This is a genomic window from Microcoleus sp. S13_C5 (assembly GCF_036700845.1).
GTDB lineage: Bacteria > Cyanobacteriota > Cyanobacteriia > Cyanobacteriales > Microcoleaceae > Microcoleus.
In genome coordinates this window covers 1-13,072 of record NZ_JAUBPR010000079.1, presented here as the reverse complement: position 1 = coordinate 13,072, position 13,072 = coordinate 1, and the positions used below count along the sequence as shown (strand labels likewise).

General features: G+C 46.7%; 9 protein-coding genes. 7 read left to right on the top strand and 2 right to left on the bottom strand.

The genetic code is table 11. The annotated features are described in order from the left end of the window. Window positions 1-95: 95 nt before the first annotated feature. Window positions 96-1,301, bottom strand: a complete 1,206-nt coding sequence (locus tag QUA04_RS19570) for a transposase (RefSeq protein WP_333259485.1) — start codon at window positions 1,299-1,301, stop codon at window positions 96-98. 324 nt (window positions 1,302-1,625) lie between these two features. Here QUA04_RS19570 and QUA04_RS19565 point away from each other — a divergent pair, with 324 nt between their 5' ends. The 4 genes from QUA04_RS19565 (at window position 1,626) to QUA04_RS19550 (ending at window position 8,691) form a co-directional block, all read left to right on the top strand. After that, complete coding sequence (locus tag QUA04_RS19565; RefSeq protein WP_333259482.1) at window positions 1,626-4,445, top strand: cation-translocating P-type ATPase; 2,820 nt, start codon at window positions 1,626-1,628, stop codon at window positions 4,443-4,445. Between the two features lie 326 nt (window positions 4,446-4,771). Further along, window positions 4,772-6,025 (top strand): DNA replication/repair protein RecF, encoded by a 1,254-nt coding sequence (locus tag QUA04_RS19560; RefSeq protein WP_333259480.1) that lies wholly within the window; start codon window positions 4,772-4,774, stop codon window positions 6,023-6,025. Between the two features lie 147 nt (window positions 6,026-6,172). Further along, on the top strand, window positions 6,173-6,571 hold the full coding sequence (psb27, locus tag QUA04_RS19555) for a photosystem II protein Psb27 (protein WP_242717360.1): 399 nt from the start codon (window positions 6,173-6,175) through the stop codon (window positions 6,569-6,571). 473 nt (window positions 6,572-7,044) lie between these two features. After that, complete coding sequence (locus QUA04_RS19550) at window positions 7,045-8,691, top strand: family 10 glycosylhydrolase (protein ID WP_333259478.1); 1,647 nt, start codon at window positions 7,045-7,047, stop codon at window positions 8,689-8,691. Window positions 8,692-8,729: 38 nt separating this feature from the next. On the opposite strand, the gene QUA04_RS19545 is transcribed toward QUA04_RS19550, so the two are convergent. Then, complete coding sequence (locus QUA04_RS19545; RefSeq protein WP_333259475.1) at window positions 8,730-9,434, bottom strand: Uma2 family endonuclease; 705 nt, start codon at window positions 9,432-9,434, stop codon at window positions 8,730-8,732. Between the two features lie 101 nt (window positions 9,435-9,535). Between QUA04_RS19545 and QUA04_RS19540 the strand changes: the two genes are divergently transcribed. The 3 genes from QUA04_RS19540 to QUA04_RS19530 all read left to right on the top strand — a co-directional run bounded on the left by QUA04_RS19540 (window position 9,536) and on the right by QUA04_RS19530 (window position 12,533). After that, a complete protein-coding gene (locus QUA04_RS19540) occupies window positions 9,536-10,435 on the top strand; it encodes a polysaccharide deacetylase family protein (protein ID WP_333259472.1) in 900 nt (299 codons plus the stop codon). A 123-nt stretch (window positions 10,436-10,558) separates the two neighbouring features. Next, on the top strand, window positions 10,559-11,182 hold the full coding sequence (locus QUA04_RS19535; RefSeq protein WP_333259470.1) for a restriction endonuclease subunit R: 624 nt from the start codon (window positions 10,559-10,561) through the stop codon (window positions 11,180-11,182). A 73-nt stretch (window positions 11,183-11,255) separates the two neighbouring features. After that, a complete protein-coding gene (locus QUA04_RS19530) occupies window positions 11,256-12,533 on the top strand; it encodes a bifunctional sterol desaturase/short chain dehydrogenase (RefSeq protein ID WP_333259466.1) in 1,278 nt (425 codons plus the stop codon). The last annotated feature ends 539 nt before the right edge of the window (window positions 12,534-13,072 follow it).

Here is a 13,072-nt window from a genome sequence, read left to right as displayed (position 1 = left end):
CTCTTGCTCTCGGCTTCTTTTCTGTTGAATAGCCAAAGGAATTGCTAATTTTTAGTATTGACATCCTCCCCGGCCGTACCGCAGGATTCCAAGAATCACTTCTTGGGCTTCCTCTTTCCACGACTCGGCTTACATTGAGGAGTTACCTCACCAATGCTCTTGTCGATGTCTTCAGAGGCGTTTAACGTTCCCGTGTGCCCCACGGTACGGAGTGCTAACTCAAGTATGTTAATTGCTGCATTCCAGTCTCGGTCTATTACAAAACCACAATGGTGACAGCGATGTGTTCTTTGACTCAAAGACTTCTTGATGACTTCCCCACAGTTGGAACAGTTTTGAGAAGTGTAGTGCGGTGGTACGGCAACCGTTACCACGCCAAACACCTTGCCAAAATATTCCAACCATTGACGGAAAGCCGACCATGCAGCATCAGATATAGACTTTGACAGTTGTCTGTTTCTGACCATGTTACGCACCTGCAAGTCCTCATAGGCAACCAAGTCGTTAGACTGGATGACGCATCTTGCCAACTTCACGGCAAAATCTTTACGCTGCCTACTTACCTTGAGGTGCTTTCGACTCCGGCGATTTCTCGCTTTGACTCTGTTTTTCGACCCTTTGGTCGTGCGAGAAAGTTTACGACTAAGACGCTTTATAGCTTTCTCGGACTTTCTCAGATGACGGGGGTTCTCGATTGTCTGACCGTCGGAATCGGTGTAGAAGTGAGTCAATCCAACATCGAGTCCAACAGTCTTACCCGTTGGCTTTCTCTTCTCTACCCGTTCTTGGTCAAGGCAAAACTGAACGTAGTACCCATCAGCTCTACGAACAACACGCACTCGCTTAATCTGCTTCAACTGGTAGAAGTGAAGGTCACGAGTTCCCCACATCTTGAAGCTTCCTGCTTCAAACCCATCAGTGAAGGTGATAGTTCGTCTATCGAACGACAACTTCCAGCCCGTTGTTTTATATTCAACAGAGCCATGTGTTTGATGCTTCTTAAAGCGTGGGAAGCCTTTCTTCCCACGCTTGTTTTTTTTGCAGTTGTCATAAAACCGAGCGATAGAACTCCAAGCCCGATCGGCCGAAGCTTGTCGAGCTTGGGAGTTAAGTTTGTCGGCGAACGGGAACTCTTTGGCTAGAACGGCGCAATAGGCACTCAACTCGTACTTGCCAATCCCCAAGTTGTCCAACCAGTATCTAAGGCAGCTATTGCGGACAAAGCGAGCAGTACGAATGGCTTCATCGAGCCGCTCGTACTGCTGTGCAAGTCCCTCTAGTTTTGCCTCAAAAACAAGCATACTTACGCTGACATAACTAGCGTAAGTATACCACAGTTAAAGGAAGCCGTCCTAGAAGGACGGGGCTTTAAACCGATTATTTTTGGTAAGGTGGATAAGTGCTATCAGCCGTAGGCCTAGAAACGGCGCGATCGAGCCTGCAGACGCAGTGAAGTTAAAAGCTTTTTGCTTCCCCGGCATCGAACCGCCCAACACGAGTCCCAAGTTAAACAGTTTTTTATTCAGAACTCAAAACTTAAAAGTCTCTCACTGTAATCAGCCAGATGGATCGGCTGTAGCTGTCCGGCCGCAACCACCTTTATGCCCCATGCTCGATCATAATTTATGTCTTCAAATTCTCCCTCTTCTTGGCACACCGTAGCAATTGACAAAACTCTCCAGCAGCTAAGCAGCAACAAAGACGCTGGCTTGAGCAGTCAACAGGTGTCAGAACGCTTGCAGCAATACGGCCCCAACGAACTAGAAGAAACAGGAGGCCGCAGTCCGTGGTCGATTTTTGTAGATCAGTTCACCAACATCATGTTGTTGATGCTGATGGGTGTGGCAGTGATTTCGGCTTTTTTGGACATTCGGTCGGATACTTTTCCCAAAGATGCGATAGCCATTTTTGCGATCGTCATACTCAACGGCATTCTCGGCTATTTGCAAGAGCAAAGTGCTGAAAAAGCGCTCGCAGCCCTCAAAAACCTCGCTTCTCCCCTAGTCAGAGTCCTGCGGGGCGGCAAAACTTCGGAAATAGCAGCCAAGGAACTCGTACCCGGAGACGTAATGCTGTTGGAAGCTGGGGTAAAAATAGCAGCAGACGCACGCTTGATCGAAACATCAAATCTGCAAGTCAGAGAATCTGCTTTGACAGGAGAAGCTTTAGCAGTTACCAAGCAAGCAGAGCTAGAACTTCCCGAAGATGCTTCCTTGGGCGATCGACTCAACCTGATTTTTCAGGGCACAGAAGTTGTTCAGGGACGAGCAAAGGCGATCGTCACCAACACCGGAATGCAAACTGAACTCGGCAAAATTGCCACCATGCTTCAGTCAGTAGAAAACGAACCGACTCCCCTGCAACAGCGGATGGATCAGTTGGGAAAGGTTCTAGTCTCCGGTGCCCTAACCTTAGTCGCACTTGTCGTCATCGGCGGCATGATTACCTTCCAGAACGGCGGCATCGGGTTCGATACCAGCAGGTGGGAAGATTTGTTAGAAGTTTCTCTAAGCATGGCTGTGGCTGTGGTTCCCGAAGGACTCGCAGCAGTCGTGACAGTCACTCTAGCACTCGGAACTAGGCGGATGGTGAAGCGAAACGCCCTGATTCGCAAACTGCCGGCCGTAGAAACTTTGGGCTCGGTAACTACCATTTGTTCTGACAAAACAGGTACTCTGACTCAAAATAAAATGGTAGTTCAGCTAGTGTCTACGGGCGACTGCACTGTCGCCGTCGCAGGCGATGGCTATGCCCCGATCGGAGATTTTACCGATCGCCTGACATCGGCCAAAATTAATAATTTAGAGGAATATCCAGAACTCGAATCTTTATTAATTGCCTGTGCAGTTTGCAACGACGCAGTATTGCAACAAGAACAGCAAGAATGGCAGATTTTAGGCGACCCCACAGAAGGAGCTCTGCTTTGTGTAGCAGGAAAAGCAGGCATTTATAAGGAAAAACAGTCTCAATTGCTGCCACGGACGGCGGAATTTCCTTTTTCTTCGGAACGCAAGCGGATGAGCGTGATTTGCGAAGTACCCGGCAGATCGGGACATTCGGGATTTCCCGCAGAAAGAGGACAGCAGTCGGATTATTTGATGCTGACCAAAGGTTCTCCTGAGTTGACTTTGGAGCGATGCAAAGGCATTATAGTCGGCGATCGAGTACAACCTTTAACCCAGGAAATGCGCGATCGCATCCTCGCCGAAAACAACAACATGGCAAGCGGCGGTTTGCGAGTCCTCGGGTTTGCGTACAAACTTTGGGAAAACCTGCCACCCGAAGGTTCTGAGGAAACCAGCGAACAAGACATGATTTGGCTGGGACTCGTCAGTATGCTGGACGCCCCGCGCCCGGAAGTGCGGGAAGCAGTGAGGAAGTGCCGCAATGCAGGCATTCGGGTGGTGATGATTACAGGAGACCACCAGTTGACAGCAAAAGCCATCGCCTACGATTTAGGTATTGCAACAGAGGGCGATCGAGTTCTCACCGGTCAAGAATTAGAAAAGCTCAGCCAAGAAGAACTCAAACAGCAAGTCGAACAGGTTAGCGTTTACGCCCGCGTCTCCCCAGAACACAAATTGCGGATTGTCCAAGCTTTGCAAAGTTGGGGCAAATTTGTCGCAATGACCGGCGACGGCGTTAACGACGCCCCCGCCTTGAAACAAGCCGATATTGGCATCGCCATGGGGATTACCGGCACCGATGTCAGCAAAGAAGCTAGCGATATGGTGCTCCTCGACGACAACTTCGCAACTATTGTCGCCGCCGCTGAAGAAGGGCGAGTGGTTTATAGCAATATTCGCCGCTTTATTAAATACATTTTGGGCAGCAACATCGGCGAAGTTTTGACAATTGCGGCCGCACCTTTAATTGGTTTGGGAGGAGTGCCGCTGACGCCGCTCCAAATTTTGTGGATGAACTTAGTAACAGACGGCGTTCCCGCTTTGGCCTTGGCTGTGGAACCGGGGGAACCGAACGTGATGAAAAGGCCTCCTTTCAGTCCGCGAGAAAATATTTTTGCACGGGGTTTGGGTTCTTACATAATTCGGATCGGGATTATTTTTGCAATTTTGACGATCACGATGATGTCCTGGGCTTACGGATATACTCACTCTGGTGGACACGGAGATCCAGATGCTTGGAAAACAATGGTGTTTACAACTCTTTGTTTGGCGCAAATGGGTCATGCGATCGCAATTCGGTCTAACACTCAGCTAACTATCGAGTTAAATCCCTTCACTAATGTTTTTGTTTGGGGTTCTGTGATTGTGACTACTATTCTGCAATTGATGCTGATTTACGTTCCGCCGCTGAGAGCATTTTTTGGCACTCACTATTTGTCGCCTTTTGAATTGATGGTTTGCTTCGGTTTCAGCGCCCTGATGTTTGTCTGGATTGAAATGGAAAAACTGTTTGTACGCTTGTACAAATCTCGAAAATAGTGTGACATGCTGACGGATACTGAGCTATGTTTGATTATTAGCTAGAGCCCTCGATTGGCTACTATTTTCAAGAATAGCCACCAGGGGTTGAAGTCCCTGGCTCACAGCGAAAGTCATCGCTATGAAGACTAAATAAATTGTGTCACGATTAAACATTTATTACTTCGTTATAATGTCATTGCGAGCGTAACGCTCGGCGAAAAGCGTAATTGCCAACGCTCGTGGTTGCCAACCTCTAAGGTGCGCCCGGTCGTGTACCCTACGATGACTGTATTACCAATTACCAATTACCGATTACCAATTATTGATTACCAATTACTAATATTATGTATTTGAAAACGCTGCACCTACGGCAGTTTCGGAACTACTTCGATCAAAAGGTAGCTTTTGACGCTCCCAAAACCATTTTAGTAGGAAATAACGCTCAAGGAAAATCTAACTTGTTAGAAGCGGTAGAGTTGCTTTCTACATTAAAAAGCCACAGGGTAGGGCGCGATCGCGATTTAATACTCGACTCAAAGCCGATGGGGCAAATTGATGCTACACTCGAACGCCAAACCGGAGCGATCGACTTAGCTTTAACTCTTCGCTCTCAGGCGCGTCGGACACTGAAGCTCAATGGTGAACCGCTGCGTCGCCATTTAGACTTTTTGAGCGTCTTAAATGTAGTGCAATTTTCTTGTTTGGATTTGGACTTAGTTCGCGGCGGGCCCGAAGGAAGGCGCAATTGGATCGATCGCCTAGTTATCCAGTTAGAACCGATTTACGCTCACATTTTGCAGCAGTACAACCAAATTTTGCGCCAGCGAAACGCTCTGTTGAAACGTTCTAAAGAAATCAGGAAAGCGGAATTTTCCGACAGTTTTGACAAGATGCGATTTATTGCACCCGAAAGTCCCGAACCGGAAAATACAGAAGACTTACCCATCCCCAATTCCCAATTCCCAATTCCCAACTCCCAATTCCCAATTCCCAGTTCAGAATTAGCTTTGTGGGACGCGCAGTTGGCGACAGCGGGCGCTCGCGTCATCCGCAGGCGCGATCGAATTTTGGAGCGTTTGATGCCTTTAGCTCGAAATTGGCACCGTTCAATTAGCGGTTCAGCAGAAGTTTTAGATGTGAAATACGATGCTAATATTGAAGTAGGGGCGGAATTTATCGCTAAAGATAATCTCGAAGGAGTGCGACAAGCATTTTTAGAGAAAATTCAAAAAAGGGCGATCGCAGAACAGTTTCAAGGAACCACTTTAGTCGGCCCCCACCGCGACGACATTACATTTACAATTAACAATACCCCAGCTCGTCAATACGCATCCCAAGGTCAGCAGCGAACTCTGGTATTAGCATTAAAATTAGCCGAACTGCAGCTTATTGAAGAAGTCGTCGGCGAAGCGCCTTTACTGTTGCTCGACGACGTACTTGCAGAACTCGATCTGAGCCGCCAAAATCAACTTTTAGAAACAATTCAAGAACGATTTCAAACTCTGATTACTACCACTCACCTAGGCGCTTTTGATGCTCAGTGGCTGCGACAAACCCAAATTCTCTCCGTCGTTGCGGGACAAATCAATCGATTTTAAATTTTAGATTTTAGATTTTAGATTGACAAATTTTCTGTTTCATGGTATTGCAACAAAAAAATGTAGAAAGTGGCATTATTAGCTCAATTCGAGATAGGATAAAGGTTAATTTTGATTGCCGCTTTCGCTTCCATTTTTCTAAACCTTATGAAGCATTACATTTCCCGTCTGTTAGCCCTGGTATTAGTTGTTGTCATCGGCGTAGCGGGCTGTACCAATGTTCCTGCCACTCTGAGTGGAGATTATGGCCAAGACACATTAGCATTAGTGAAGAGCTTGAGAACAGCGCTCACGTTGCCAGAGGGCACGCCGGAAAAAGCAGCCGCTCAAGCCGAGGCTCGCACAAGTATCAACGATTTTTTTGCGGCCTACCGCCGCGATCCCGCTCTTACCAAGCTGGCCTCTTTCACGACAATGCGGACGGCATTAAACTCTTTGGCAGGACATTACAGTTCCTATCCAAACCGTCCCGTTCCTGAAAAATTGAAAAAGCGTCTTGAGTCAGAATTTCAGCAGATTGAAGCTGCTCTTAACAGAGGAGCTTAATCTCAAAATTTAGGATCAAGGATAAATTTTAATAATTCATCTTTCATCCTTAATATTTGAGTGTTAACAATTTTTAGTAGAAATATCAACTGCTTTTAGCGCCCACTGTATCCAGGCGCTTTTTTATGCAGCATTTAGGGAAAAAATACTGAAAAATCGAACTGGATATGATATCAAATCCGGGCTTTTTACCCCCTTTATTTTTGAGTCCGCGAAGGCGCGTGCCTGCGCGCAAACACTTAGGCAGAGGAAAGTTTGTATAGCATAGCAACGTTTAATCGCGGAGTCTTATCTTACCCGATCGCCCTTATTGAATTTAAATGACCGCCAGATAAAATTTGCATTGTGCGATCGACTTGTGCCATAACTAAGTCAACGGAAAAAAGTAGAAAATTTGTAGCTGCTTGTTGAGCGCGATCGCAAAAAGGCGATCGCCACCCAATTTAAACTAGAAAACCCCATTCAATTCTCCCATGAAAATTGCACCAACTCGCATCGCGAATTTTCAACACCAGCGACGCTTTTTAAGTGCGGTAACTGCTGTTTTAACCAGTAGCTTCATCAGCCAGCTTGTTTTGCCTTTTATTGAAAATCAACCCGCTTTTGCCCAAACATCAGCCTATTGCCAATTATCCCAAGAACAGGTCAATCAAAAAGAAGACTTGCGCCGCGCCGCGCTGTCGGGAAAACCGGAATCTCAGCAAGCATATTTTGCTGTTTTGAGCAAACACGCGCGGGAAATAGCAGAATGCCGCCAAAAAACTTGGCCCGAAACCCAAGCCATTTGGCTGCGTTTGTATCCCTGCGATGTCAGGCCCGGAGAAATTGATCGAGTATTAGACAAAGTTGTGAATAAAGGCTACAACCAAGTCTATATAGAAACATTTTATGACGGTCAAGTGCTGCTACCAGTCGCAGACAATCCTACGGCTTGGCCTTCGGTTTTGAGAAATCGCGGTTACGAGAAATACGACTTGTTAGAAAAGGCGATCGCCAAAGGCAAACAGCGAGGTTTAAAAGTTTACGCCTGGTTATTTACCATGAACTTTGGGTATACCTATTCTCAGCGTCCCGACAGACAGCAAACCCTCGCTATCAACGGTAAAAATCAGACAACTTTAACAGTAGTTCAAGACCCAGGAATTAACGAGGACTTCGGAGAAGTTCCGGGCAATCAAGCCTTTATCGATCCGTATAACCCACAAGCACGGCAAGACTATACTTTGTTAGTAAATCAAATAGTCAAGCGCAAGCCCCAAGGAATGTTATTCGACTACATTCGCTATCTACGGGGTGTCGGACCCGCTTCAGTTGCTACCAAAGTTCAAGACTTGTGGATTTACGGCCCAGCATCGCAGCAAGTTCTTTTGCAGCGGGCTAGCAATCAGCAAGGCAGAGATTTAATCCAGCGATATTTGACTAAAGGATTTATCAATACTAATGATGTTCAAGCAGTAGTCAAACAGTATCCAACTGAGCGAGAACCTCTTTGGCAGGGCCGAATTCCGCAGGCGATGTCAGTAGCAACTCCACCTTCTAGAAGAGAGAATGCCGCATCAAGAACAGCCTCAACAACTCCCGCCACTAACAAGCCAAACCCTCCTGCAACTCCAACATCAAAACCGACACCGCCACTTCCCGATACCGGCATTCTGCAAAAAGACCTGTGGAAACTAAGCGTTGCTCACGCCGTCCAAGGGATTTTAGATTTTTTGGGAATAGCAATTCAACCAGCTCAAAGGATGGGAATTCCTGTAGGAGCAGTATTTTTTCCCACTGCAAATCAAGCGATAAATCAAGGGGGATATGATTCGAGATTGCAGCCTTGGGACAGCTTTCCGGCTGCTGTGGAATTCCACGCCATGTCTTACGGAAATTGCGGCGATGTAAGCTGCATTGTGCCACAGGTGCAGCGAACAGTGAGTTTAGCACCTGCGGGAGCAAAAATTATTCCTGCCATTGCTGGAGATTGGGGAAAACCTCTCAGAAATCGGCCGTCTTTGGAGATTCAAATGCGGGCAATTCGCTCGGCGACGCCGCAAATTAATGCGGTGAGTCATTTTGCTTTTGGGTGGCAAGAACCCGAGGATGAAAGGGCGCGGCAAACTTGCCGATTGTAGGGGGATTAGTTGTTGTAGAGATGCGATTTGTAGCGTCTCTACAAAACGGGATGTGGGAAAGCAGCTAACTGTTGGACAAACTCTTGATGTGCGTCACTGTTTAAGCCGGCTTGAAGAGTTGCGATCGCACTGGACATATCCCCGTCTAAGAGTGCTGGAACAGCCAGCCACAACCCCGGAAAAACTAGGCTGCGGATAATTCCTTCTGCATCAGGTAGCAGAGAAATATATTCTTCTTCCTGCAAGGAAAACCAATCAATCCGGCGATCGATTACTTGCCAAACGAGATATTCTCTCACCATGCTGCGGCGGTAAACTCGCTTTTTGTCCCGCAGATCGATCGTAGCGGTACTAGCAGCTATTTCGGCAACAAATTCCGGCGCGCCTACGATGTAGCCGTCATCACTGAGGCTAGTTGCACCGCCATGTCGGGAATCAATCAGCAGTACAGCATCGGGCTGGGGTTCGTTATCCACATCGAGACGCACGGTGGGGTTATCGCCGAGCCGAGTATGTTTGGTAAAAGCAGCATAGAAGCCAAGACAAGTCATCAGGCGAGCATGGGGTTCGGCGTGGGGTTCAAAGCGTAAGGGTGAAGCCATATAAACAATTCCTTCGATCAATTCTGCTTTTTTGAGTCCCGGCATCGCTGTATAGCGTCGCTCGAATTCGGCACGGGTGAGCAAATCGCCATTTTCCAAAGGAGGGATGCTGATGCGGCTGAGATTTGCGGGAGCAATCATGGCTTTTCTCCTGTTGTTATGCGTCGGTATCTTGAATTTTATCTAATTTTCGGCATAGCTGTAAGCCAGAGTTATATTATCAGAAATAAATGCTGTGGCAAATGAGTACCAAATTGGCCAATCAATGGGCGCTAAAAATCTTGTTCTTAATCGGATCGATCGCCCTAATTTCCCTTATTTCTGAAACTGGACAAACTGCAAACTCAAATTCGCTCGCCCAACAAATCGCACCCGTTGAAAATCCCCCGCCAAACCTGCTGAAACCCCCAAAACTAAAAACACCCCCTTCTCCCCCCGCAACTCCCTCTCCCAAACCTCCCCAACAACCTTTAGTCTTCGCACCGCCCGCGCAATTTCGCAGCCAAATTGTTTATAAAGCCAGTATTAACAACTCAAAAGTTATCGCCCTGACATTTGACGATGGCCCAACGCCGGAAACTTTGATAATATTAGAAGTTTTGCACAAACATCAAGTTGTGGGCACATTTTTCTGCTTGGGTGCAAATTTGCGGGAGTATCCAGAAATTGCGAAAAGAGTTGTGCAAGCGGGAAATGCGATCGGCAACCATACTTGGCACCACTATTCTCACAATGTTACCGAAAAAACAGCATCGGATGAAATAGATAATACTGGTGTTCATATTTATCGATCGACTGGGGCAAAAAGTTTCTTGTTTCGCCCTCCCGGTGGCCGCTTAAATAACGGTTTGGCAAATTACGCTAAAAAGAAAAATTATGTAGTGGTGATGTGGTCGATCGACCCTAAAGACTTTCTGCAACCTCCGGCCGCTGCGCTCGCCCGTACCGTGCTATCCCAAGCTTCAACGGGGGCGATCGTATTATTGCACGACGGCGGCGGAAATCGCCAGCAAACAGTCGAGGCACTATCTGCAATTATTCCCAAACTCAAACAGCAGAGATATCGTTTTGTCACCGTACCGCAATTGCTGGAAATGCAAGCTGGACAAAAACAGCGAATTGCCAATAAAAAATCCCCATGAACAGACATCTGGGCCCAATTAACTTACTCAGAATTTCCTCGACGTTCCGAAGCGTTCATCTGCGGTTAAAAATCCCAATTATGCTAAACTTATTAATAACCATAAAACCCTTTATTAATTATCATGCAAAAACTACCAGCAAGAGATATAAATCTCCGCTATCTAATCGATAAATTCGGTTTGCAGCGAGTTCGCAACAGCGAATTTTTCCGAGAATGGCAAGAAAACTTACCCGAAGTAACAGACTCAGAAAAACAATTGCTCGATCGCGTCCAAGACATATACTTCAACTTGGTAGACAACCCGCCTGTATTGGAAAATGCAGTCAAGCTAACAATCATCAGCCCCATTTTATTTATTGCCGGTCTGTATGAGTCTCCTTTTCAAGTCAAAGCCGAAAAGTCGATCGCCATTCAAGAAGAAGACGAAGGCAGAATCATCGAAGGCAAAATAGATATTCTAATTATGAAAGCAAACTTATGGGTGACAGTAATTGAATCCAAACAACTTTCGTTTTCAACTGACGAAGCACTTGCCCAGCTCCTGACATATATGCTGGCAGATCCAAATCCTGAAACTCCTACTTTTGGGATGATTTCTACAGGTGCTAACTTCTCTTTTGTGAAGTTAGTCAGAGGGGAAACTCCCCAGTATGCCTTATCTCCAGAATTTGTAATCCGCAATCCCGGCAATGAATTGTACCGGGTTTTGCAGATTTTAAAACGCTTGAGTAAACTTCCAGACTAGCAATAAAAGCCATTTTGAGTTATCTTTCAAAGCAGACAATATCTAATATCTCAAATTTCAAACTGGTGCGAGCATGGTAAATTACTGGATAGTCGGCGCTGTGGCAATAGCTTCTGTCTGCTGGGCAGAAATAATACGAGACTTTTATCACGTCGTGTCCCATTATTGGACACCCCTGCAAAAGCTGCACACTTGGCATCACCGCGTTTTCCGCCCCAATTTGACCCCCGTCAGCGAGACAATTTACAAGCAAGCACACTGGCGTCACGACGTGCCAGAAGCTGCGGCGATGATGGTTTTGGGCTTGTTGCTGTGGGTTGTAGCTTATTTTGGGCTGCCGGAATATCACTGGGGCGCTGCAGCGGGTTGTATTTATACTTTAGGCTTTTTGTTGAGCGCGATCGCCCGCGCGATCGGCATCCAAGGTGCAGACGAATTAACCGACATCACCCACCAACCGGGAGACTTCCTTACTCCCCCTGGCAAATGGTTAGTTAATAAACCCTATCACTGGCGCCACCACTTCGACAATCAAAATGCTTACTATTGCGGTACTTTCACCTTAATAGATAAACTTATGGGTACAGCACTTTCTCTCAAAGGCAAAACTGTAGCCGTCACCGGTGCATCGGGAACTTTAGGGCGTTTGCTTCTCAAACACCTGCACCAAGCTGGTGCAAAAGTGATCGCCCTCTCATCGGGAAATGAGGAAATTACTTTGGATGTAGACGGCGAAAATTTACCTGTAAAAACCGTAACTTGGCAAGCTGGCCAAGAGGCAGACTTAGCCCTATTGTTAGAAAAAATCGATATTCTCGTCATCAATCACGGGATTAACGTACAGGGAGAAAGAACAGGAGAGGCGATCGCCAACTCATACGAAATTAACACTTTTTCCGCGTGGCGGCTGATGGAACTCTTTTTCTTAACAGTCCGCACTAACGAAAACATCGCTTGCAAAGAAGTCTGGATCAACACTTCAGAAGCCGAAGTAATTCCCGCTGTCAGTCCCCTGTACGAACTCAGCAAACGCGCCCTGGGAGATTTAGTCACCCTGCGGCGGCTGGACGCACCCTGCATCGTTCGCAAACTGATTTTAGGGCCGTTTAAAAGCAACTTAAACCCGATCGGCATCATGTCTCCCGACTGGGTAGCACAGCAAATTGTCAAACAAGCTAAAGCCGATTCGCGCAATATCATCGTCACAATTAATCCTTTGACTTTTATCGTTTTTCCAGTCAAAGAGTTTTTTGTTTCCCTCTACTTCCAAATTTTCAGCCGGAAAGCGATTTCACAGATTAAAGCAGCGGCTGCCTCGGAAAAATCTAGCGTTGAATCTAAGATTAATTAATCCACCAAAACCGGGTTTTCGCAGGGGCGGCGGCTGTGACTGTCCGCCCTGCTGCTAAATTCCACAAAACTAAAGCCTTTCTCACATCGTCACGAGTAAGCTCACGCCCCCACTCCCCGAGCCGCAAACCCACTCTTCTGATTCATTGGGTCAAAACCGTTGACGGGGAGTGGAATCGAGAGCTGTTTCGGGCCCCATTGCCAACAGGGTTATGCTTACTGATACAAATTATTGAATATTATTACTAACTATTGTCTCTCCTGATTCACTTCTATCCGCACGGGGTACTGTACGCTACCCGTTGCTGGTGCGGAATGTGGGTTTCAACTATGCTCGTTGATTAGTTGATACGTCCAGGACTCATAAGTGTAATTTGATAGTGGTGGAATTGGGCGATCGCGATCGGTAAAGAGAACAAGCACCACACCGTTCTCGATCGGCAAAAATAAACTTTTGTAAAGGTTATACCAATTTAATATGAAGCTGCATAGAATAGGGCTTCAAGAATAAAATTGTAAGATGACAACGAACTAATTTGC

Coding starts and splice junctions, on each gene's coding strand:
- QUA04_RS19570 (WP_333259485.1), bottom strand. CDS start 1,301: ATGCTTGTTTTTGAGGCAAAACTAGAGGGACTTGCACAGCAGTACGAG.
- QUA04_RS19565 (WP_333259482.1), top strand. CDS start 1,626: ATGTCTTCAAATTCTCCCTCTTCTTGGCACACCGTAGCAATTGACAAA.
- QUA04_RS19560 (WP_333259480.1), top strand. CDS start 4,772: ATGTATTTGAAAACGCTGCACCTACGGCAGTTTCGGAACTACTTCGAT.
- psb27 (WP_242717360.1), top strand. CDS start 6,173: ATGAAGCATTACATTTCCCGTCTGTTAGCCCTGGTATTAGTTGTTGTC.
- QUA04_RS19550 (WP_333259478.1), top strand. CDS start 7,045: ATGAAAATTGCACCAACTCGCATCGCGAATTTTCAACACCAGCGACGC.
- QUA04_RS19545 (WP_333259475.1), bottom strand. CDS start 9,434: ATGATTGCTCCCGCAAATCTCAGCCGCATCAGCATCCCTCCTTTGGAA.
- QUA04_RS19540 (WP_333259472.1), top strand. CDS start 9,536: ATGAGTACCAAATTGGCCAATCAATGGGCGCTAAAAATCTTGTTCTTA.
- QUA04_RS19535 (WP_333259470.1), top strand. CDS start 10,559: ATGCAAAAACTACCAGCAAGAGATATAAATCTCCGCTATCTAATCGAT.
- QUA04_RS19530 (WP_333259466.1), top strand. CDS start 11,256: ATGGTAAATTACTGGATAGTCGGCGCTGTGGCAATAGCTTCTGTCTGC.